This is a genomic window from Microbacterium sp. F51-2R (assembly GCF_052180235.1).
Taxonomy (GTDB): domain Bacteria; phylum Actinomycetota; class Actinomycetes; order Actinomycetales; family Microbacteriaceae; genus Microbacterium.
Window position 1 is genome coordinate 3,015,641 of sequence record NZ_CP197470.1, and the last position, 21,319, is coordinate 3,036,959.

At 71.0% G+C, this 21,319-nt stretch carries 18 protein-coding genes; 11 read left to right on the forward strand and 7 right to left on the reverse strand.

The genetic code is table 11. The features are described from left to right. The first annotated feature begins 14 nt into the window (after positions 1-14). From tsaE to ACSBPH_RS13230, 5 genes are all read left to right on the forward strand, one after another. Complete coding sequence (tsaE, locus tag ACSBPH_RS13210) at positions 15-530, forward strand: tRNA (adenosine(37)-N6)-threonylcarbamoyltransferase complex ATPase subunit type 1 TsaE (protein WP_442577307.1); 516 nt, start codon at positions 15-17, stop codon at positions 528-530. A gap of 164 nt (positions 531-694) precedes the next feature. Continuing rightward, positions 695-1,366 carry a tRNA (adenosine(37)-N6)-threonylcarbamoyltransferase complex dimerization subunit type 1 TsaB gene (gene tsaB / locus ACSBPH_RS13215; RefSeq protein WP_442574784.1) on the forward strand — a complete coding sequence of 224 codons (672 nt, stop codon included), beginning with the start codon at positions 695-697 and terminating at the stop codon, positions 1,364-1,366. After that, positions 1,363-1,860 carry a ribosomal protein S18-alanine N-acetyltransferase gene (rimI, locus tag ACSBPH_RS13220; protein ID WP_442574785.1) on the forward strand — a complete coding sequence of 166 codons (498 nt, stop codon included), beginning with the start codon at positions 1,363-1,365 and terminating at the stop codon, positions 1,858-1,860. The genes tsaB and rimI overlap by 4 nt, the downstream gene beginning before the upstream one ends. Next, complete coding sequence (tsaD, locus tag ACSBPH_RS13225) at positions 1,857-2,939, forward strand: tRNA (adenosine(37)-N6)-threonylcarbamoyltransferase complex transferase subunit TsaD (RefSeq protein ID WP_442574786.1); 1,083 nt, start codon at positions 1,857-1,859, stop codon at positions 2,937-2,939. Before rimI ends, tsaD begins: the two co-directional genes overlap by 4 nt. Continuing rightward, positions 2,936-3,580 carry a hypothetical protein gene (locus ACSBPH_RS13230; protein ID WP_442574787.1) on the forward strand — a complete coding sequence of 215 codons (645 nt, stop codon included), beginning with the start codon at positions 2,936-2,938 and terminating at the stop codon, positions 3,578-3,580. Before tsaD ends, ACSBPH_RS13230 begins: the two co-directional genes overlap by 4 nt. Before the next feature lie 343 nt (positions 3,581-3,923). Here ACSBPH_RS13230 and ACSBPH_RS13235 read toward each other — a convergent pair whose 3' ends face one another. Beyond that, entirely contained in the window at positions 3,924-5,120 is a 1,197-nt protein-coding gene (locus tag ACSBPH_RS13235) for a THUMP-like domain-containing protein (protein ID WP_442574788.1), read from the reverse strand. A 163-nt stretch (positions 5,121-5,283) separates the two neighbouring features. Between ACSBPH_RS13235 and ACSBPH_RS13240 the strand changes: the two genes are divergently transcribed. The 4 genes from ACSBPH_RS13240 (at position 5,284) to ACSBPH_RS13255 (ending at position 10,587) form a co-directional block, all read left to right on the forward strand. Continuing rightward, positions 5,284-6,453: a hypothetical protein gene (locus ACSBPH_RS13240; protein ID WP_442574789.1), complete on the forward strand. Its 1,170-nt coding sequence runs from the start codon at positions 5,284-5,286 to the stop codon at positions 6,451-6,453. 121 nt (positions 6,454-6,574) lie between these two features. Beyond that, positions 6,575-6,895, forward strand: coding sequence for a hypothetical protein (locus tag ACSBPH_RS13245; protein ID WP_442574790.1), 321 nt, complete (start codon positions 6,575-6,577; stop codon positions 6,893-6,895). 120 nt (positions 6,896-7,015) lie between these two features. Continuing rightward, positions 7,016-8,869, forward strand: coding sequence for a dynamin family protein (locus ACSBPH_RS13250; protein WP_442574791.1), 1,854 nt, complete (start codon positions 7,016-7,018; stop codon positions 8,867-8,869). After that, entirely contained in the window at positions 8,866-10,587 is a 1,722-nt protein-coding gene (locus ACSBPH_RS13255; RefSeq protein WP_442574792.1) for a dynamin family protein, read from the forward strand. Before ACSBPH_RS13250 ends, ACSBPH_RS13255 begins: the two co-directional genes overlap by 4 nt. Positions 10,588-11,068: 481 nt before the next feature. Here the strand turns inward: ACSBPH_RS13255 and ACSBPH_RS13260 are convergent, their stop codons facing one another. From ACSBPH_RS13260 to ACSBPH_RS13270, 3 genes are all read right to left on the reverse strand, one after another. Continuing rightward, a complete protein-coding gene (locus tag ACSBPH_RS13260; protein WP_442574793.1) occupies positions 11,069-11,899 on the reverse strand; it encodes an IniB N-terminal domain-containing protein in 831 nt (276 codons plus the stop codon). Positions 11,900-12,069: 170 nt separating this feature from the next. Continuing rightward, positions 12,070-14,547 (reverse strand): helix-turn-helix transcriptional regulator, encoded by a 2,478-nt coding sequence (locus ACSBPH_RS13265; protein WP_442574794.1) that lies wholly within the window; start codon positions 14,545-14,547, stop codon positions 12,070-12,072. A gap of 49 nt (positions 14,548-14,596) precedes the next feature. Further along, positions 14,597-16,531, reverse strand: coding sequence for an Hsp70 family protein (locus tag ACSBPH_RS13270; RefSeq protein WP_442574795.1), 1,935 nt, complete (start codon positions 16,529-16,531; stop codon positions 14,597-14,599). Positions 16,532-16,735: 204 nt separating this feature from the next. Between ACSBPH_RS13270 and groES the strand changes: the two genes are divergently transcribed. Both groES and rarD read left to right on the forward strand, forming a co-directional pair. Beyond that, positions 16,736-17,032 carry a co-chaperone GroES gene (groES, locus tag ACSBPH_RS13275; RefSeq protein WP_045275440.1) on the forward strand — a complete coding sequence of 99 codons (297 nt, stop codon included), beginning with the start codon at positions 16,736-16,738 and terminating at the stop codon, positions 17,030-17,032. Between the two features lie 292 nt (positions 17,033-17,324). After that, positions 17,325-18,236: an EamA family transporter RarD gene (rarD, locus tag ACSBPH_RS13280; RefSeq protein ID WP_442577308.1), complete on the forward strand. Its 912-nt coding sequence runs from the start codon at positions 17,325-17,327 to the stop codon at positions 18,234-18,236. 36 nt (positions 18,237-18,272) lie between these two features. Here rarD and ACSBPH_RS13285 read toward each other — a convergent pair whose 3' ends face one another. Genes ACSBPH_RS13285 through ACSBPH_RS13295 form a run of 3 tightly spaced genes read right to left on the reverse strand, consistent with a single transcriptional unit; the run spans position 18,273 to position 21,168 of the window. Continuing rightward, positions 18,273-18,614: a metal-sensitive transcriptional regulator gene (locus tag ACSBPH_RS13285; protein ID WP_442574796.1), complete on the reverse strand. Its 342-nt coding sequence runs from the start codon at positions 18,612-18,614 to the stop codon at positions 18,273-18,275. Beyond that, the gene (locus tag ACSBPH_RS13290) at positions 18,611-20,962 is read right to left on the reverse strand and encodes a heavy metal translocating P-type ATPase (RefSeq protein ID WP_442574797.1); all 2,352 of its coding nucleotides are present in this window, start codon (positions 20,960-20,962) and stop codon (positions 18,611-18,613) included. The genes ACSBPH_RS13285 and ACSBPH_RS13290 overlap by 4 nt, the downstream gene beginning before the upstream one ends. Continuing rightward, entirely contained in the window at positions 20,962-21,168 is a 207-nt protein-coding gene (locus ACSBPH_RS13295) for a heavy-metal-associated domain-containing protein (RefSeq protein ID WP_442574798.1), read from the reverse strand. Before ACSBPH_RS13295 ends, ACSBPH_RS13290 begins: the two co-directional genes overlap by 1 nt. Between the last annotated feature and the right edge of the window lie 151 nt (positions 21,169-21,319).

The following is a 21,319-nucleotide window of genomic DNA, read 5'->3' on the forward strand; positions in this document are numbered from 1 at the left end:
GCGTTGAGCACGACATGGACACCGCCACGAACGGACTCGCGACCCTGGCCGGACGCCGCGAGATCGAGAGTCCGTCAGACATGGAGCAGTTCGGCGAGCGGATCGGACGGATGCTGCGGCCCGGCGACCTCGTGGTGCTGACGGGTCCGCTCGGCGCGGGCAAGACGACCCTGACGCGCGGCATCGCGGCCGGTCTCGGCGTGCGCGGCCCGGTGCAGAGCCCGACCTTCGTCATCGCGCGCACGCACCCCTCGCTCGTCGGGGGAGCGCCGCTCGTGCACGTGGACGCGTACCGCCTGGGGTCGGCCGCCGAGCTCGAAGACCTCGATATCGACTTCGACGACTCCGTCGTGGTCGTGGAGTGGGGGAGGGGCCTCGTCGACAAGATCGCCGACTCGTGGTGGGACATCGAGCTCGAGCGGGAGTGGGGCGGTGCGGGCGTGGACTCCGCGTGCGGCACGAGCGGCCCCGCGGCGGCGCAGATGGACGCCGACGCTCCGCGGATCCTCACCCTCACCCGCCACCCGTAGGTCGGGCGCGCCTCGCGCGGTCGGCTCGCGCGCGGTCGGTTCGCGTGCGGGCGCGGTCGGCTCGCGCGCGCGGTTCGCGGGGCATCGAGGCCTCGGGATGAGGATGAGGCAGTGCGCGACGCGGGGTCGCCGGGGCTCGGACATCGCCGACTAGCCTGGAAGGCGTGATCCTCGGCATCGACACGTCCCTCGGCACGGCCGTCGCCGTCGTCGAGCCCGACGGCGTCGTGCGCTCGCAGATCGAGAGCGTCGACCCGCGCGGCCACGCCGAGGTGATCGGCACTCTCATCGAGCGGGCGCTGGCCGAGGCATCCGTCCACCCCTCCGACGTCACGCATGTCGCCGCGGGCATGGGACCCGGCCCCTTCACGGGCCTGCGGGTCGGCATCGCCGCGGCGCGGGCGTTCGCGCTCGGCCGGGGCCTCCCGGTCGTGCCGGTCGTGAGTCACGACGCCGTCGCGCTCGAGCTGCTGCTGCACAGCGCGCTCACGGGCGGCCGCGACAACACCGACGACGACGCCTTCGCCGTCGTGACCGATGCGCGCCGGCGCGAGTTCGCCTACACCGTCTACCGCGGGATCGACGACGACGGCCTGCCGATCCGCATCGACGGCCCGGCGCTCTCGCCGCGCGACGACCTCGACGCCGTGCTCCACGGCGCCGGCATCCTCCGCCGCGACGCCGACCGGATCCCCGCCGTCATGCTCGCCGTCGCGGCGGCCCGTGCCGTCGCCGCCGGGCGCACGATCGGCCCCGCCGACGCGCTCTACCTGCGCTCGCCCGACGTGACCCCGTCGGCCGGGCCCAAGCGCGTCTCGGCCCGAGGCCCGGCATGAACCTCCGCCCCGCCACGGTCGACGATCTCGACGCCATCATGGCGCTCGAGCGGGCGTCGTTCCCGACCGATGCGTGGTCCGACGCGATGATGCGCGAGGAGCTCTCCTCGCCGCACGGCTACTACCTCGTCGCCGAGGAGGCCGGCCGCCTCGTCGGCTACGCGGGTCTTCGCGCTCCGAAGGGCGGGAAGGATGCCGACATCCAGACGATCGCGATCGCCGAGTCAGCCCGGGGCCGGGGTCGTGGCCGGACGATCCTCGAGGCTCTGCTGGCCGAGGCATCCGCTCGTGGCGTTCGTGAGGTGTTCCTCGAGGTTCGCGCCGACAACCCCGTCGCGCAGGCGCTGTACGCCTCGGAGGGATTCGCCGAGGTCGGACGCCGCCCGCGGTACTACCAGCCCGACGACGTCGACGCCGTCGTGATGCGCCTCGACGTGGCCGGATGGGCCGCCGCGCGCGTGGCGGATTCCGACGAGACGGGGGTGTGCACATGACCGATCAGGGCCCGCTGGTGCTCGGGATCGAGACGAGCTGCGACGAGACCGGCATCGGGATCGTGCGCGGCCGCACGCTCCTCAGCAACACGATCGCCTCGAGCATGGACGAGCACGCCCGCTACGGCGGCGTCGTGCCCGAGGTCGCCGCCCGCGCGCACCTCGAGGCCCTGCAGCCGTCGATCGAGGCCGCGCTCGCCGAGGCGGGAGTCACGCTGAGCGAGGTCGACGCCGTCGCGGTCACCTCCGGACCGGGTCTGGCCGGCGCCCTCATGGTCGGCGTCGGCGCGGCCAAGGCGCTCGCCGTGTCGCTCGGCAAGCCGCTCTACGCCGTCAATCACCTCGTCGGGCACATCGCCGCCGACATCCTCGACGCCGATGCGCCGCCGCTGGAGTATCCGACCGTGGCTCTGCTGGTCAGCGGCGGGCACACGTCGCTGCTCCTGGTGCGAGACCTCACGACCGACGTCGAGCTCCTCGGCGAGACCATGGACGACGCCGCGGGCGAGGCCTTCGACAAGATCGCCCGCGTGCTCGGCCTGCCTTACCCCGGGGGTCCGCAGATCGACCGGGCCGCGGCATCCGGTGATCCCGCCGCCATCCCGTTCCCGCGTGGGCTGTCGCGCGCATCCGACATGGCCGCGCACCGCTACGACTTCTCGTTCTCGGGGCTCAAGACCGCCGTCGCGCGGTGGGTCGAGCAGCGGGAGGCCACCGGCGAGCCGGTGCCCGTCGCGGATGTGGCGGCGAGCTTCCGCGAGGCGGTCGTCGACGTGCTGGTGACCAAGGCCCTCGCCGCGTGCCGCGATCACGGTGTGCCGCGGCTGCTCCTCGGCGGGGGTGTCATCGCGAACCGCCGTCTGCGCGATGTCGCGATGGAGAGGGCGGATGCCGCGGGCGTGACGGTGCGGATACCGCCACTGTCGCTGTGCACCGACAACGGCGCGATGATCGCGGCCCTCGCGTCGGAGCTCATCATGTCCGGCCGGCGTCCGTCGACGCTCGAGTTCGGCGCGGACTCGACGCTTCCCGTGACCGAGATCCAGGTCGCCGAGGCGGCGGCCGAGGCGGCCGCGTGAGCGGGTCTGGCGACGGCGTGGGGGGCGGGGTCGAGTCGCGCGGGGGTGATGGGCTCGAGCGGCGCGGCGGGCTTGAGCCCGAGCCCTCGGGTCGCCCGCCGGCGCATCCGCCGATCCTGAAGCCTCCGCCGCCGACGCGCGTGCTTCCTGTGTCGAACCCGGAGGCCGCGCCCACCGAGGCTCGCAGCGCTGCACCCTCTCTCGACCCCACGCCGGCTCCGCCATCCGCGCAGGCCGTCGACCCGGCCGGCTCGGAGCCCGTCCTGCCGGGGGCGCATCGCGGCGGATTCCAGCGGCTTCCCACGGGACCCGTCGGCATCACGTCGCAGTCCGCGCCCCCCGACCCCGACGGCGAGCAGAGCGAGCCGCTCGTGCAATGGGCGATGCCGGTGCCCAAGCCGAGGGGCTTCCTCGCCGGCTGGGCGCTCGGCTTCTCGGTCGTGGGTCTCGTCGTCTCGATCTTCGTCGGCTGGGGCTTCCCCCTCGGCATCGCGGGCATCGTCGCCGCGATCCTCGCCCTGCGCCGTCCCCTCGAGAGCCGAGGAATCGCGATCTGGGCCATCGTGCTCGGCGGCGTCTCGCTCCTCTACAGCGCGGGCTGGCTCGTCTTCGCCGCGTTCACGTCGGGTCTTGCGGGCTGACGCCGGCCGCGGCATCCGTTCTCGGGGTCTTCGTCGCGCCGACGTTCCTGGGGTCTTCGTCGCGCCGACCTCCGCTCGGCGGAGGTTCTCACCGGACGGGAGGGCGGTTCGGCGCGGGATCGACCTCCCGTCCGGTGAGGCCCTCCGCTCGGCGGAGGTTGGCCCGGGGTAGGGCCGGTCGGCGCGGCGGAGGTCGAGCCCGGGCGGTGAAGGAGTGGGGGCCCGATCGCGGCGGAGGTCCGCGTGGGGAGGGGTGAGGCCCGACCACGCCGGGGAGGTCGGCACGGGTGGGGTGGGTGAGACCCGACCGCACGGCCGGGCCACCGCGGCGCCGCGGGCAGGCTCAGCCCACGCGGTCGGCGAGGAGCGCCAGGCGCTTCGAGCCGACGCGCGTCAGGAGGAGCGTCGCCGACGCATCGCCCTTGAGGGAGAGGGCCTTCCGCAGTGCGGCGGGATCGACATCCACCCCCCGCTTCTTGATCTCGAGACGCCCGATGCCGCGCTCTCGCAGCGCCTTCGCGAGCTTCTTCGTGTCGGCGGGAAGCTGCTCGCGCACCCGGAACGACGAGACGAAGGGGCTTGTGAGGGCCGCGTCCGAGGTCAGATAGGCGATGTGCTCGTCCAGCATGCCGGCCTGCAGCGACCGCGCGACATCGCCGATCAGCCGCGCGCGGATGACCGCTCCATCCGGCTCATGCACGAACTCGCCGAGGGGGCGGACCGGTTCGTCCGCGGCATCCGTCGCTGCCGTGAGCTCCATCGCCGACTCGCCGCGCACGACGAGGGCGGCCCGCCGCACGCCCGGCCGCGCGAGCGCGCCCGACCAGAGCACGAGCTCGATCGTCGACCCGTCGGCGCTGACCCACTGCGCCTCGACGCCGTCGGGGATGAGGGCGCGGTCGAGCCCCGGGCCGAGTTTCACCCCGATCGGATGCCGCGCCGCAAGGTCGAAGACCCAGTCGAGCGACGGCGACCAGTCCTCGGGGCGCGTGCGCGAGGTCTCGGTGTGACCCGCCGTGCGCCGTGCGGGGTCGAGCCAGTAGGCATCGACGTCGACGCCCTCCTCGACCACGTCCTCGGCGAGGCCCTGACGCACGGCGACGTCGGATCCGAAGGGCGCGAGGTTGTATGCCGCGATCGCGGCCGTGACGTCGTCGGCATCGACGGCGACGACCCGTAGCCCGAGGGCGGCGAATCCCATCGCGTCGCCCCCGATGCCGCAGCCGAGGTCGGCGACCGACGTCATGCCCGCGGCGCGGAAGCGCGCGGCGTGGCGCCCCCCGATCGACAGGCGCGTCGCCTGCTCGAGGCCGGCGCGGGTGAACAGCATCCGGTCGGCGAACGGGCCGAACTTCGCCTCGGCCCGCGCGCGCAGCCGCGCCTGACCCACGACCGCCGACACGAGGTCGGGGGAGTGCCCTGCCGCCCGCAGGCGCGACACGGTGCGCGCGACGTCGTCGGCCGACGCGACCGGTCCGAGCTCGTCGAGCAGCCGGAGCCCCTCGGGCGTCAGCAGTGCAGTCAGTTCCCGGGAGTCCACCCCGCCAGCCTAGGCGCGCCCCCTTTTCGAACCCCTATCGCCCCCACCGAACCCCTGGCGGGTCCCCCTCATCACTCGGGGGGACCCCCGATGCCGTCCCGACGCACCGGTTCCACACTCATACCAACGCGCCGTTGGGCACTCTACGAACAGAGGAAAGATCATGGCTGTGGAAGACAACATCAACCTGCTCGGGCTGCAGGCGAATCTCGAGGATTCCCTCAACACCGACAACTCGGTCGACGTCGATGTCGAAGTCGAGGACTCGCTGAACGACAACTCCGACAACGACTTCCTGTCGAACAACACCGACAACTCGGTCGAGAACGAGGCGGAGGATTCGTTCAACGACAACTCCGACAACGATCAGGCGAACGCGGACGACTCGTTCAACACCGACAACTCGGTGGACAACGACTGGGAGGACTCGTTCAACGACAACTCGGACGACCACTCGAACAACGACGAGTCGTTCAACACTGACTCGTACAACGACCTGTACTCGAACAACGACGACTCCTTCAACGACCACTCGATCAACGCCGGCGTCCGTCAGTACAACTCGGGCATCGGTGAGTTCAACATCATCGACGCGAGCGAGGGAGCCGGCGGCGGAGGCGGAGCCGGGCTCTTCGGCCACGGCGGCGGCGGAGACCTCGACGTCGAGATCGACGCGCGCTCGACGACGACCGACCAGTCCGTCAACCAGAACATCTCGACCGCGTCGGGCAGCGGCGGCGCAGCGCTCGCGGTCGGCGGAGCCGCGGACGGCGGCGTGGGCGGCCTCGGTGGCGCCGGCGGTGCGGGCGGCGGAAGCGGCTCGGGCGGCTCCGGCGGCGCGGGATCCGGCGGCGCGGGCGGCGTGGCCACCTCGACGGTGGGACTCGGCGCCGACGCCAACGCGGAGGCGAACGGCGGGGCCGGCACCGGTGCGGCCGGCGGTGCGGCCGGCGCAGCGGGCGCGGGCGGCGCGGGAGCCGCGGGCGGCGGAGCCTACGGCGGTGCCGGCGGTGAAGCCGACGCGGACGGCGGCGATGCCGAGGGCGGCAACGTGACGCAGTGGATCGGCAACCACGCGGTGGTCGCCTCGGGCGACGGCGCCATCGCGGCCGGCGACGACGCGACGGTCACCGAGATCGACGTCGACTTCGAGATGGGCGACGTCTGGACCGACAACACGTGGAACACGGACTCGTTCAACACGGACAACTCCGACAACTCGTGGACCGACAACTCCGACCACTCCTGGACCGACAACTCCGACAACTCGGTCGACGAGGACTTCGAGGTCGAGGTCGAGATCGACGACTCGTTCAACGACGTCAGCTTCTGACGCCGACGCACGACGACGCCCGGCCGCCCTCTCCACCGTGGAGCGGGCGGTCGGGCTTCGGTCCGGTCGGCGCACCGGGATGCAAGACTGAGCTCGATCAACCAGCCTGAAGGTGCCCGCCATGTCCACCAGCGCAGACAAGTCTTCGGATGACGCGTCGCTCGGCGACGAGCAACGAGTGGTCCCGTCGGCGATGGACGGCGCCGGCGAGCACAGGTCACGGGATGTCGATGACGATCTCGACGTAGATCTCGATGTCGGTCCCGGTGTGGGTCCCGGTGTGGACGACGCCTTCGCCGACACGGGCGATTGGTTCTCGGCCGAGTTGGAGAACGTGAGCGCCTCGGACTGGGACATCGATACGACGGAGCTCTGGGGCGGCGACGGCGGTTACGGGGGCGCCGAAGCGGGCGGCGAGAGCGGGTTCGATTTCCCGCTCTGAGCGGTTCCCGCCCGGATCCCGGGCGGTGGTCGCGAGGATCGCGGGAGGGCAGGGCCGGTGGAACTGTCACCATGGGGCGGGGGAGAAGTGCAGGAAACGGGCAGTACCGAGAAGATCACCGTGGGAGACGGCCCATCGACGCCGATGTCGCCAGATATGACCGACCTCGTGGGCTCGATGGGCATGGTCGCGGCCGACGCCGGCCGCGCGGACCTCGCGAAGCGGCTGGAGCAGACGCGGGAGCGGCTGCTCGATCCTGATGTGCGCGTCATCGTCGTCGGCGAGTTCAAGCAGGGCAAGAGCAAGCTGATCAACGCGCTCGTGAACGCGCCCGCGTGCCCCGTCGACGATGACATCGCCACTCGCGTGCCGACGGCTGTCGGCTATGCCGAACAGACGTCGGCGTGGGTCGTGGTGCGCAAGGAGGATGCCGCTCCCGCCCCGTCCGGCCCGCAGCTTGAGCGACGCGAGGTGCCGATCGAAGAGCTGTCGGACTATGTGTCCGAGCGGGGCAACCCCGGCAACGAGCGGCAGATCGTCTCGGCCGAGGTGCGGTTGCCGAGGGAGATACTCAAGGGCGGACTCAAGCTCGTCGACTCCCCGGGAGTGGGGGGTCTCGACTCGTCGAATGCCGTCGCCACTCTGTCTGCGCTTTCCGCCGCGCACGCGGTGCTGCTCGTCTCAGACGCCTCGCAGGAGTACACCGAGCCGGAGGTGCAGTTCCTCAAGCACGCGATGCGTATCTCGCCCAACGTGGCCGCAGTCCTCGCGAAGACAGATCTCTACCCGGACTGGCGTCATATCGAGCAGCTCGACCGCGCGCACCTGCTCAACGCGGGCGAGGTGCCGATCTTCTCGGTCTCGAGCGACCTTCGGCTCCTCGCCGCCGAACTCCAGGATCGCGACCTCAACGACGAGTCGGGATTCCCCGCGCTCGTCGCCCACTTGCGCCGCGAGGTGCTCGGACGCGCCGAGCTCATCCGCGAGCGCAGCGCAGTGCACGACCTCGCCTCGGTCGCCGAGCAGCTCAGCGTGTCGCTTCGGTCCGAGCTCAACGCGATCCTGCACCCCGAGGACACGCCACGGATGATCGCGGAGCTCTCGGAGGCGAAGGCCCGCGCCGACGAATTCCGCGGTCGCTCCGCACGCTGGCGGGTCACTCTCACCGACGGCATCGCCGACCTCATCGCCGACATGGAGCACGACCTGCGCGATCGGCTCCGCAAGGTTCAGCGCGAGGCCGAGGACTCGATCGACGAGGGCGACCCCGGGCCGATCTGGGATCAGATCACCGAGTGGCTCGACCAGAGCGTGGCAAGCGCCGTCTCGGAGACCTTCGTGTGGACCGACGAGCGCTCGCGCTGGCTGTCGGAGGAGGTGGCACAGCTGTTCAGCGAGGGCGAGGCGGATCTGCCCGTCATCGACGTCGGCGACACCCAGGGCGTGCTGGATCCCGTGGAGCAGATCTCGGTTCTCGACACCGGTCGGCTGAGCGCCGTCGAGAGGATCTACATCGGAGTCCGCGGCTCATACGGCGGCGTGCTGATGGTCGGCCTGGCCACGAGCTTGATCGGGATGTCGCTCATCAATCCGCTGTCGCTCCTGGCCGGCGTCTTCGTGGGCCGGCGGGCGTACCGGGAGGACATGAACAGCCGTCTCACGCGGCGCCAGCACGAAGCCAAGCTCCTGGTCCGCCGCTACATCGACGAGGTGATCTTCCAAGTCGGCAAGCAGCTCAAAGACCGCCTTCGCCTGGTGCAGCGCTCGGCGCGCGATCACTTCGGGTCGATGGCCGAAGAGCTGCACCGCTCGCTGTCGGAGGCGCTCAAGGCGGCGCAGCAGACGGCCACCACGTACACCGCGAAGCGCGACGAACGCGTCGCGCAGCTGCAGGCGCAGCTTCGCCGGCTCGAGACCATAAAGAATGAGCTGCCCGCCCTGCCGACCGCGCCTGAGAACGCCATCACGCGATGAACGGGCAGGTGCGCGCCGACGCGGAGAGTCTCCTGCACACCGCGGCTCTCGTCTACCAGGGCGACCCCGAGGCGCAGCGCACGATCGAAGAGCTCGAGCAGCGACTGCGGGAGCCCCTTCGCCTCGCGATCGCCGGGATGGTGAAGGCCGGGAAGTCCACGCTGCTGAACGCCCTGCTGGGCGAGCGGATCGCGCCGACGGATGCCGGCGAGTGCACGCGGCTCGTGACCTGGTATCGCTATTCGGCCACCCCGACCATCACCCTGCATCTGCACGCGGGCGGAACGCGCCGTCTGCCTGTGCGACGCGATCAGGGCCGAGTCGTGATCGATCTGGGAGGCGTGCCGCCGGCAGATGTCGAGTTCATCGACATCGGGTGGCCGATCGAGGTCTTGCGATCGATGATCCTCATCGACACGCCGGGCATCGCGTCGCTGTCGGAAGAGACATCCGCTCGGACCACGCGCTTCCTCCTCCCGGAGGAGACGCCCTCGTCAGCCGACGCGGTCGTGTACCTCATGCGGCACATGCACGCGTCGGACCTCAAGTTCCTCGAGGCGTTCCGCGACACTGCGGCCGGCGTGGCGCAGACGGTCTGCGCCGTCGGCGTGCTCTCGCGCTCCGACGAGATCGGGTCGGGCCGTATCGACTCGATCCTCTCGGCGGCCAAGGTCGCGCGACGGTACGAGCGCGACGCCGATCTCGCGTCGCTCGTGCTGGGGGTCATCCCGGTCGCGGGGCTGGTCGCCGAGGGCGCCCGCACCCTGCGCGAGTCGGAGTACGCCGCCTTCCGTGAACTCGCCTCCCTCGACCGCGCGGATCGAGAGCGACTCCTCATCTCGGCCGACCGCTTCACGGGGGCGTCGACGACGACCAGCCTCAACTCTGCTGAGCGGCGGGATCTCCTCGCCAGGTTCGGCATCTTCGGCATCCGTCTCGGCACCGCACTCATCCGGGGCGGCGCGGCGAGCTCCTCAGAGCTGTCCGAGGCGATGGTGGCTCAGAGCGGTCTCGTCACGCTGCGCCACTTCATCGGCAGGCAGTTCCGCACCCGTTCGACGACCTTGAAAGTCCGTGGCGTGCTGCTGGGTCTGCAGAAGCTCGTCCGCGAGAACCCGCGGAACGGCGACGAGGCGATCGTGGCCGGCATCGAGCAGATCCACGCCAGGGTCCACGGTCTGCGCGAACTCACGATGCTCGCCCGTGCGCGGTCCGAGGGGCTGCCGCTGTCCGACGAAGACACCGCGGACGCGCAGATCGTCCTCGGTGCCGCGGGAACCTCGGCCGCCGTAAGACTCGGCCTGGCCGACGACGCCGACGCCGCCACCCTGCGAGCGCGGGCGGAGGAGAAGCTCGCGCACTGGCGGGCGGTGGCGGAGTCGCCGCTCACCGAGCGTGCGGCCGTGGACGTGTGCCTCGTCGTCATCCGGAGCCTCGACGAGATCGCAGCGGACCTGGCTCGCGCCGAACCCCGCCGCCTTCTCCCTCCAGCGAAGACCGAGAGCGAGGGCGACAGCAAGAGCGACGGCGACGGCTCAGGAGGCTCCGTCGCCGACGACGCCCTCGCTGCCGCCCCGCACATCGACCTTTCGCGCCGTCCAGGCGATGGCCTTGGGCATGATGCTGCACAACAGCGCGAGGAGGACGAGCCCCGCCTGCGCGGCGAGAAGAAGAAGAAGCGATTCGCGTCGCTCACCCAGCGCCACCCACTCCGTTGACAGCATGACCAGCAGCAGCTGAACACCGAAGGTCGCCAGCTGCCACCAGCGCATCTTCGGCCGGCGGCTCATGAACGACACGAGCAGCGTGATCTGGATGAGCAGGATCGCGACCAACACGGCGAAGACGCTCCAGAAGACGATGTCGGAGGCGGCGTCATAGGTCTCGTCGCTGCGCCCGTCGACGACCGCTCGCGCGCGGTCGGAGATCAGAGGAAGCAGCTCCTGGCGGATGACGAAGTAGTAGACCGCCGTGAAACCCCCCACCGCGAAGCTGATGATCCAGAAGAACTGGCTCGTCCGCACCGAGAAGGGCGGTGGAAGCTTCACCAGCACGGGTGCGGTGTTCCTGCTGCTCGTCGAGGGACGGGCCGGCGCCTGACGCCGCGGGGAAGGTGGCGTCGCATCCCTCCCCGCGGTCTCCTCGGCGGCGGCGGCCGCCGGCTGCGGGGGACGTGGCGTGTTCATCACGAGCCGATCGTCACTGCTCCTCGACCGGCTCCTCGAAGTACGCGTCGTCCACGACGAGTCCGGCGTCTCCGCCGTCGTCAGCGGCGTCCGAGGTCAGGTCATCGGCGAGAGGATCGGATGCCGCGGCGCTGACCTCCTCTGCGGCCGGCGCCGCGCTGTCGACCGCCGGATCCGTCGCGTCGACCGCCGGATCCGTCGCGTCGACCGCAGTGTCCACCGCGGTGTCGATCGCGGTCGCAACAGCCCCGCCCGCGATGTCGGCCACGCCGTCGACGTCCGCGGGTGCTTCCTGGTCGTCCGTCGCCGAAGTCGGTTCCGGGGGCGGGATGGTCCCGGTGTTGTTGTAGCTGTCGACGTTCGTCGAGTTGCCCACCGAGACGTCACCCACCGTGACATCGACGTCCGAGTCGACGGTCGTCGCGTCATCCCCTGCGGCGATGGAGCCGTCGCCGGAGGCCACGACGGCCTCCTGGTCGAAGATCTGGGTCACATCGCCACCGTTGGTCCAGATGTTCTGGTTGGTGGACTGATCGACGATCGTCGATCGTGCGTCGACCGTGGTGAACTGATTGACGATGTTCTTGATCTCCTTGATCACGGCATCAGGCTTGTCGTGCGGGGGAGGCGGCGGCGGGATCACCGGCTTCACGATGACGCTCGGGTTGTCCACGACGACGGGTTTCACCGCCTGCACGTCGGCGACGCAGACATCTCCGAGACCCTTGTTCACCATCATCTGCTTCGGCGCTGCGTCGAACTCCTCCGCTGCGGACGGGTCGCGCAACAGGCTCAGAATGAAGGCGATCAGCGCATCGGCGACGGTCGCGATCGGTGTACTCATCGTTCGACTCCTCAGGGTCGGAGAACATGGATGTCGCGCAGGACAAGCGTGGTACGGGTCAGGCTATTGAGTTGTCGGTGGCGGGGAATCGGGGGTTCCCCCGATTCCCCGTAGCGAGGGGAGGGGGGTTGGGTTCCCGGCTCCGGTCGGACGGTCACCCTCGGGCCGCCTCACCCTGCCTGCTCCACGACGATCCGGAGCTTCGCGATCAGATCCGACCGTGAGGTCGCACCCAGCCGCCGGCGGATGTGGGCGATATGGTGCTCGGCCGTGCGGGGCGAGATGAAGATCGTCTGGCCGATCTCCGCATAGGTCTTGCCCTGCAGGACGAGTCGGGCGACGTCGCGCTCGCGCTCACTGAGCGCCGACCCTTCCGGCGCGGATGCGGCATCCTCTTCCTCACTGTCTGCTGATCGACGGACGCTTTCGATCGGGTGGAGCTCGCGGGCGCACGAGAGCAGTCGTGCGGACACCTTGCGGTCGCTCGAGCGGCTCGCCCCGTGCCCCGCGAGGCGGGCGCCGTCCCACGCGAGACCCGCCGCCGACAGTCCGTGTGCCGCCGCCTCGACGGCGTCCGGGTCGACGGAGCCTGCCAGCGTGGAAGTCCAGACCCGCCCCGCCTGCGCCATGACGGCCGCGATGGGACTGTGATGGGATGCCGCGACCAGAGCGTGTGCGTGCGGTGTGAGCTCGTCGGGCCGGTTGATCAGAATGCCCCGCTGAATGCCTGCCCAGTTGAGGTGCACAGACCATACGGGGGGCGCGCCGAGCGACTGGACGATCTCGAGCGCACGGGTGAAGTGCGGGTCGAGTCGCGCTGTGTCGCCGACCCGCGCGGATGCGGTGACCAGCTCGGTCAGTGGCAGCAGGAGATACAGATCGACCTCGATGTGGCGGATGCTGTCCGCCGCCTCCTTCCATCGCGCCTCCAGGAGGGCGACATCCTCATAGCGACGCGTGATCGACACCCGCACCGCCTGCGCGAGGAACTCCTCGCGAGCCGGCAGCGACGGTGCCGTCTGCACCGCGTGATCCAGTGCGGCACGCGCCTCGAGCGGGCGCGACCGCTGCACGGCGATCCAGGCCTCCCACAGGAGGAGCCGCGTGCGGGCCCACTCGCCGGCCTGTCCGCCGTGGATCGCGCTGCGGATGATCGTGTCGGCGGTGTCGAGATCGCCCACCCCGATCGCGGCGGCCGCGGCGATCACCGCGGGCAGTTCCGGCGTCGGCGCCGACGAGCCCGCGGAGGTATACATGTCGGACGCGCGGACCAGATCGCCCACGGCCGATTCGACACCTGCCGGAGAGAGCGTCCCGCGCAAGCCCCGGTCGAGCAGATCCATCGCGACACGAGTCGTCGAGGGGAGCCCGCCGGCCGACGGGTTGTCCCACGAGGGGGGAGTGCCGACGCCGACGGCAGCGATGGCGGCGCGGGTGTGCGACTCGGGGCTCACGGGCGGCACCGCGAGGTAGGTCGCCTCGCTCATGCGCATCATCCCGCGCTGTGACCACAGCGCTGCCGACGCGTCGACGACCCGCTGCGCATCGCGCGAGGCCGGAGTCCTCGACGCGATCTCGAGGATCTCGCCGACCACTTCGGGGCGACCCGAGGCCCAGGCGGACTGCGCTCGTCGCCCGGCGAGGTCGGCCTCGTCCGCGCCGCATTCGAGCGCAGCGTCATAGAGCGCGAGCGCTCGCCGTGGATCGCGCTCCAGAAGGCGGTCGGCCTGTTCGACGAGCGCGGAACTCATCGTGCTGTCGTGCACCCCGAGCCAGTCGAGGGCGCCCGTGCCGTCGTCGGTGGAGTGCGCGATGCAGTCGGCGATACTCGCGCTGAGATCGATGAGACGGCGTGCGGGGAGGGTGTGGCGCACCGCAGCGCGAACGAGGGGGACAGGGTGCCCGCTGGGAGCCAGCAGCCCCTCGGCGTAGCCCTGGACGCTCACGTCGTCTTCGTCCGTCCGCGCCAGCCCGTGTCCGGGGTCGACGACGCACAGCGCCTCGATCGCGTGCCGCAAGGACGGTGGGATCGTGTCCAGGCGGTGGACGACTCGCTCCTCGACGTCGCGCCTGAGCGCGCGATGCGTGCTGTCGTCCGCGCAGTCCCGGTCGTCGTGAAGGGCGAGCGTTTCGCACGCGAGCCACGACACGCCTCCCGTGAACTCCAGGATGTGATCGACGCACGGCCCCGAGATGGCGCGATCCCGGCCCCCCAGATACGTCAGGACATCGGAGCGCGAAACGTGACCGAGCACGATCGCGGGGCGGCTGCGTTCGAGACTGCGCGTGATGGCGGCGAGCTCCTCTCGCCGCGGGAACGGGCGGCTCGCGACGACGAGCGATGCGTCCGGATCTTCGGATCGGGCCACCAGTGCGTCGACCTGCGCCGCGCTCAGGAGGTGCAGATCGTCGACGAGCAGGATGTGCGACGACGGCACGCCCGCGGGGTCGATCGCATCGGTCAGCAGACTGACCGCGGTCCGGTCGGCGAGGATCCGGTGCAGCTCTCGGAGCATCGTCGACTTGCCCGAGCCGGCGTTCCCCACGACGACCACGCGCGTCGGCTCGAGGTCGGAGGCCGCGGCGATCGCCTCGAGAACCGGGCGCGCCTGCCGCTCCCACAGGTGCGGCGCGTGCGTGCGAGGCACGGACGACGTGCTCTGGTGCATCGTCAGCATGTTCGGTGCGGTCTCTCGTTCAGACGGGGTCGGTGGGCGACGGGCTCGGCTCGGGCACGGGGTCACCGGTCGGCCCGGGTGCGGGCTCACCGGTCGGCCCGGGTGCGGGGTCACCGGTCGGCCCGGGTGCGGGCTCACCGGTCGGCTCCGGAGCCGGCTCGGCCGGCGGCTCGCTCGTCGGCTCGGGGGCCGGCTCGGTTGTCGGTTCGGTCGTGGGCTCGGGCGTCGGCTCGCCCGCCGGATCCGGCGCCGGCTCGCTCGTCGGGTCGGGGGCCGGCTCGCCCGTCGGACCCGGCGACGGCTCACCGGTCAGAACCGGACCATTCTGTGCGGGGCCCGACCGCGGTGTGGACGACTCCGTCGCGGGGGGCTTGGTGCTCGACGAAGCGGAGCCGCCACCGCCGGCTGCCGACTCGCGGCGCGCGTTCTCTGCCGACTTCACGATCTTGTTGCGAGGATTCGACGCCTTCGGAGCTGATCGCTGCGGCTCGTCGTCGGTCGCCTCCGTGATCGGTGGAGAGCCGGCCTCGCCTTCGGCGACCTGCTCCAGTGCGGCAGAGGCGGACGGGTCGAACGGGAACAGCGCGAGCCAGTCAGTGAGGGCCGACGACTGCGACTTGGGATCTTCCAGCGAGCTGGACCGGAGGCTGGTGGCGGATGCGAGCATGATGCCTGCCGCGAGGACGACCGCACTGGTGGCCATCGCGGTCGCCGCGGGCAGCCGCGAGAGCCACCGCCGCCGCGTTGCCACGGCGGTTCCGCCGCCTTCTGCGGTGATGACGGCGAGCGGCGCCGCGCCCGAGTCGAGCTCGTCCGCGGCGGCAGCCGATGCGGCCGGCAGCGCGCGCAGATCCGCCCGCGCGGCCGCGGTGCGGGCGTCGATCAGAGCCCGCGCAGCTCCGAGGGAGACGACCGCCTTCGGATCCGCGTCGACCGCGAGGGGCAGGTCCAGGCGCTCCGACAGGAGCTCGGCGACACGAGGAATGCGCGACGACCCTCCGGTCAGCAGAATCGCGTCGAGGTCGGCCCGCGGCACATCGGCGGCCTCGAGCGCCTCATCGAGCAGGTCGATCGTCCGCTCGATTCCGCCCTCGATCAGCTCTTCGAATTCGGAGCGCGTGAGACGGACGGTCGTCTGAGCTCCGCCCACCAGCACCGGGATGACCGCTTCCGAGTCGAACGACAGCGCCTCCTTGGCCTCGATGCATTCGCGTCGGAGCGTCGCCAGGGCGACGCGTGCGGACGGGTCGTCCGCAAGGTGTGAGGTCGACAGGCCGGCGGCGGCGACGGTGTGGCGCACCACGACGTCGTCGAGGTCGGCGCCGCCGAAGTCGTCGAGCCCGAAGGGCGCGCCGACTATGCGCATCTCGCCGTCGCCCGCAGCGCGGAGCACCACAGCGTCGAACGTCCCGCCGCCGAGGTCGTAGACGGCCAGCGCCCGATCCGCTGCGAGAGGGGAGGTCGACTCGTAGTGTCGCGCCGCGGCCTCCGGCTCGCTGATGAGTTCGACATCCGCGGCGAGCCGCTGCGCGAGTGCTGCGCGGATCAGGCCGCAACGGTATCCGCCCCACGTCACCGGGACCGCGATCGAGACGCCGGCCGGAGGCCGGCCCTCACGCTCGGACACCGCCTCGACGACCCACTCGACCATGCGGGCGTACAGCTCTTCCGGGGCGAACCGCTGGTCGCCCGCGAGGATCGGGACGTCATCACCCACCCGACGTTTGAACTCGCGGATGAGCCGCTCGGGATGAGCCAGGCCACGGCGTTCGGCGGCCTCGCCGAAGAGCAGTTCTCCGTCCGCCGCGAAGATCGCGCTCGGCGCGGTGTCGGAGCTGCGGCCCAGTCCGAACGGCGCCGTCACCACCGATCCGTCCGGCCCGACGCGCGCGGTCGACGCCCCCGTCCTGCTCGTACCCACGTCCACGGCGACGAAATACGACAACGATGTCATTTTCAGATCCCCCCAGGACCCTGAAATCGACGCACCCCCACACCTGTCTACCACCCGCGGGACGCGTCCGGAAGGCCGAGATCGGCGAAGTCATCTTTGGCACTCACGTTGCGTGAGTGCCAGCCGACTGCCTAAACTGGATCAGCACTCTCACCAGGTGAGTGCTAACGAGTCTTGAGTCTCAAGGAAAGAAGAGGTAGACCCGTGTCGGTTTCCATCAAGCCGCTCGAGGACCGTATCGTCATCAAGCAGGTCGAGGCCGAGCAGACCACCTCCAGCGGTCTGGTCATCCCTGACACCGCCAAGGAGAAGCCCCAGGAGGGCGAGGTCGTGGCCGTGGGCCCGGGCCGCATCGACGACAACGGCAACCGCATCCCGCTCGACGTCGCCGTCGGCGACCGCGTGATCTACAGCAAGTACGGCGGCACCGAGGTGAAGTTCGGCGGTGACGAGTTCCTCGTCCTGTCGGCTCGCGACGTGCTGGCGGTCGTCGTCCGCTGACGACAGTTCTTCCGTAAGGGGCTCGGATGCTTCGGCATCCGGGCCCTTACGCATGCCCGGCGGCATGTCGGTCCGGCCATGCGAGACGCGTCGGCGGACGGGTCTGTGCGACGGCTGGCAGGATTGCGCCCACACACGGCAGGGGACGGATGCCGCGTCCCGCCGACCTCGTCGCCCGCCGTCCTAGGCTTGTCTGGTGAATCCCGACTCTTCGTCCCCCTCCGCCGCGCCCTCTCGCCCGGCAGGTGCGGCGAAGGCGGCCGACCCGGCCCGCGAGCACCTCCTCGGCGGGATCTACGCGTTCGCCGCGTACCTGCTGTGGGGATTCCTGCCGCTGTACTTCCTCGCGCTGGCGCCGACCGGGGCGTTCGAGATCGTCGCGTGGCGGATCATCCTCTCCCTCGTCTTCTGCGCCCTGCTGCTGACGGTGACGCGCACGTGGCCGAAGCTGATCGCGATTCTGCGCAACCGCCGCCTCGTCGGCTGGACGATCGTGGCGGGCGCCCTCATCTACGTCAACTGGCAGACGTACCTCATCGGAACGCTCACCGGGCACGTCGTCGAGACGAGCCTCGGCTACTTCATCAACCCGATCGTGACGGTGCTGCTCGGCGTCGTCGTGCTGCGCGAGCGCCTGCGGATCACGCAGTGGATCGCGATCGCGATCGCCGCGGCCGCCGTGCTCGTCATCGTGATCGGATACGGCGCCTTCCCGTGGATCGCCCTGACCCTCGCGTTCTCGTTCGGCTTCTACGGCCTGGTCAAGAAGCAGATCGGCCCCTCGGTCGACGCCATCAGCGGCCTGACCCTCGAGTCGCTGTGGCTCGCGCCGGTCGCGGCGGTGCAGCTCATCGTGATCGCCGCCGCAGGCGGCCTGTCGATGGGGCAGGGCTCGACGCTCCACACCGTGCTGCTGCTTCTCGCGGGGGTCGTGACCGCCGTGCCGCTGCTGCTCTTCGCCGCGGGCGCGCGCCGCGCTCCGCTCACGCTGATGGGCATGCTGCAGTTCATCGCGCCGATCCTGCAGTTCATCATCGGCGTGTGGCTGCTCGGCGAGCCGATGTCGCTCGAGCGCTGGATCGGCTTCGCCCTGGTGTGGGTCGCGCTCATCCTGCTCACGGTCGACTCGGTCGTCGCGGCGCGCCGGGCGCGGACGTCTTCGCGCGCGGACGACGGCGTCTCGGACGTCGCCGAGCTCACCTGAGCCGCCCCCGCGCACGGGCACGGCGGAAGCGCCCGGTCAGCGCACGAGGCGGGCGATCGCCTGCGTCGCCTCGGCGATCTTGGCATCGGCCTCGGGGCCGCCGAGCCTCGCGGCATCCAGCACGCAGTGCTTGAGGTGGTCGTCGAGCAGGCCGATGGCCACCGCCTCGAGCGCACTGGTCAGCGCGCTGATCTGCGTGAGGATGTCGATGCAGTACTTCTCCTCCTCGACCATCTTGTGGATGCCACGCGCCTGACCCTCGATCCGCTTCATGCGGTTGAGGTACTTGTCCTTGTCGGTGATGTACCCGTGGTGGGCGTGGTCGTGGCCGTCGGGGGCGTCGACGGATGCCGCTGCCGGCGTCTGGGCGAGGGTCATCGTTCCTCCTTCACGAGGTGCTCTGCGTCGTGCTGAGTGTGGCCGGGCCGACCAGCCGCGCCCGAACCCGCGACATCCGCGGTGCTGCGGAACCGCCGCAGCCTCAGGCTGTTGCCGACGACGAAGGCGCTCGAGAACGCCATCGCCGCTCCCGCGATCATCGGGTTCAGAAGGCCCAGCGCCGCGAGCGGGATCGCCGCGACGTTGTAGGCGAAGGCCCAGAAGAGGTTGACCTTGATCGTGCCGAGCGTCGCGCGCGACAGCCGGATGGCGTCGCCGACGCTGCGGAGGTCGCCGCGCACGAGGGTGAGGTCGGAGGCCTGGATCGCGGCATCCGTCCCCGTTCCCATCGCAAGGCCCAGGTCGGACTGCGCGAGAGCCGCGGCATCGTTCACGCCGTCGCCGACCATCGCGACCACCTTGCCCTCGGCCTGCAGGGCCGTGACGACCGCGACCTTCTCGGCGGGCAGCACCTGTGAGATGACGCGCTCGATCCCCACCTCGGCGGCGATCCGCCGCGCGACGGTGTCGTTGTCGCCGGTCAGCAGCACCGGGTCAAGACCCAGGCCGCGCAGCTGCGCGATGGCCTCGGCGCTCGTGGGCTTGACCGCGTCGGCGACGGCGAAGACGCCGCGCACCTGGCCGTCCCACGCGACGACGACGGTCGTCTTGCCCTCCGCTTCGTAGCGGGCGGATGCCTCGGCCAGCGCTCCCTCGAGCCGCAGCGCCCAGCCGTCCAGCACCGAGGTGCGGCCGACCACGACGGCGTGCCCCTCGATCACTCCGGACACCCCCAGGCCGGGGAGGTTCTGGAAGGACTCCGGCTCGGGCAGGGGCCCGGTCTCGGCGGCCGCGGCCCGCGCGATCGCCTGCGCGACGGGGTGCTCGGAAGCGTGCTCGAGGGCTCCGGCCAGGCGCAGCACGTCGGCGCGATCGCTGCCGCCGGCCACGGCCACGTCGGCGAGCGACATCCGTCCCGTGGTCACCGTGCCGGTCTTGTCGAGCACAACGGTGTCGACGGCGCGGGTCGATTCGAGCACCTCGGGTCCGCGGATCAGGATGCCGAGCTGCGCGCCGCGCCCCGTGCCCACCAGGAGCGCGATCGGCGTGGCGAGGCCGAGCGCACAGGGGCACGCGATGATGAGCACCGCGACGGCCGCGCCGAACGCCGCCGCCGGCGGGAAGCCGAGGAGGAGCCAGACCGCGAGGGTCACGAGGGCGATCGCGATGACGATCGGAACGAACACGGCCGAGATGCGGTCGGCGAGCCGCTGGGCGGCAGCCTTTCCGGACTGGGCCTGTTCGACGAGCTTCGCCATCTGCGCGAGCTGCGTGTCGGAGCCGACACGCGTCGCGCGCACGACGAGCCGGCCGCCGACGTTGACCGTCGCGCCGATGACGCCGTCGCCCACGGCGACCTCGGCGGGGACAGACTCGCCAGTGACGGTCGAGGCATCCACCGCCGACGTCCCCGACACCACGACGCCGTCGGTCGCGATCTTCTCGCCCGGCCGCACGACGAACTCGTCGCCGACGCGCAGCTGCTCGACAGGGATGCGCACCTCGGTGCGCGTGCCGGTGAGGAGGTCGTCGTGGAGCACGGCGACGTCCTTCGCGCCGAGCTCGAGGAGCGCCCGCAGCGCGGCCCCCGCCTGGCGCTTGGAGCGCACCTCGAAGTAGCGGCCCGCGAGCACGAACATCGTGACGCCCGACGCGACCTCGAGATAGAGGTTGCCGCCGGCGTCGCTCGGCGAGATCGACCACTCGAAGGCGTGGGTCATGCCGATCATGCCCGCGCCCCCGAAGAAGAGGGCGTAGAGCGACCACAGGTAGGCGGCGCCGACGCCGACCGAGATGAGGGTGTCCATCGTCACGGCCCCGTGCCGGAGATTGACCCACGCCGCCTGGTGGAACGGCCACGCCCCCCACGTCACGACGGGGGTCGCGAGGGCCAGCGACACCCACTGCCACCCCGGGAACTGGAGGGCCGGGATCATCGCCAGGAGGATCACGGGGACCGCGAGCACGATCGCCGCGATGAGCCGCCGGCGGAGGGACCCCAGCTCGGGCTCGACGTGGTGCTCGTGGACGGGCCGGGGGACGGAGGCGCCGTATCCGGTCTTCTCCACCTCCGCGATGAGCGCGCCGGGGTCGTAGCCGCGGGGCGCCACGACGTGCGCCTTCTCCGTGGCGAAGTTGACGGATGCCTCGACCCCGTCGAGCCGGTTCAGCCGCTTCTCGACGCGCGCGGCGCAGGACGCGCACGTCATGCCCGTGATCTCGAGCTCGATCGTGTCGCCGGCCGCACCCCGGACCGCGGAGCGGTGCCCCGCGCGCGGGTCGTCCATCAGACGCGCACCGCCTCGTAGCCGGCCTCGTCGACGGCGGCGATGACAGCGTCGTCGCTCACGGCATCCGCCATCACGATAAGGCGGCCGCTCGCCGCGCTGACCTCGACGCCCTGCACGCCTTCGACCTGCGACACGTGCTCTCGCACCGAGGCCTCGCAGTGCCCGCAGGTCATGCCCGTCACCTGGAACTCGTTCGTCGTCATGGGAAGCGCCTTTCGTCGATACGCATACCCCCTTGGGGTACATGCCTCCAAGGTATACCCCTTGCGGGTACTCGAGGGCTGTCGCGTCACGATCGACCCCGTTACAAACCGTTAACGAACGGCAACACACAAGAGACCCGCCCCCCATTAG

Excerpts from the sequence above, each read along its gene's own strand:
- tsaE (WP_442577307.1), top strand. The coding sequence starts at position 15 with ATGGACACCGCCACGAACGGACTCGCGACCCTGGCCGGACGCCGCGAG.
- tsaD (WP_442574786.1), top strand. The coding sequence starts at position 1,857 with ATGACCGATCAGGGCCCGCTGGTGCTCGGGATCGAGACGAGCTGCGAC.
- ACSBPH_RS13295 (WP_442574798.1), bottom strand. The coding sequence starts at position 21,168 with ATGACGACGAACGAGTTCCAGGTGACGGGCATGACCTGCGGGCACTGC.
- ACSBPH_RS13285 (WP_442574796.1), bottom strand. The coding sequence starts at position 18,614 with ATGACCCTCGCCCAGACGCCGGCAGCGGCATCCGTCGACGCCCCCGAC.
- ACSBPH_RS13270 (WP_442574795.1), bottom strand. The coding sequence starts at position 16,531 with ATGACATCGTTGTCGTATTTCGTCGCCGTGGACGTGGGTACGAGCAGG.
- ACSBPH_RS13245 (WP_442574790.1), top strand. The coding sequence starts at position 6,575 with ATGTCCACCAGCGCAGACAAGTCTTCGGATGACGCGTCGCTCGGCGAC.
- ACSBPH_RS13290 (WP_442574797.1), bottom strand. The coding sequence starts at position 20,962 with ATGGACGACCCGCGCGCGGGGCACCGCTCCGCGGTCCGGGGTGCGGCC.
- rimI (WP_442574785.1), top strand. The coding sequence starts at position 1,363 with ATGAACCTCCGCCCCGCCACGGTCGACGATCTCGACGCCATCATGGCG.
- ACSBPH_RS13260 (WP_442574793.1), bottom strand. The coding sequence starts at position 11,899 with ATGAGTACACCGATCGCGACCGTCGCCGATGCGCTGATCGCCTTCATT.
- ACSBPH_RS13240 (WP_442574789.1), top strand. The coding sequence starts at position 5,284 with ATGGCTGTGGAAGACAACATCAACCTGCTCGGGCTGCAGGCGAATCTC.
- ACSBPH_RS13255 (WP_442574792.1), top strand. The coding sequence starts at position 8,866 with ATGAACGGGCAGGTGCGCGCCGACGCGGAGAGTCTCCTGCACACCGCG.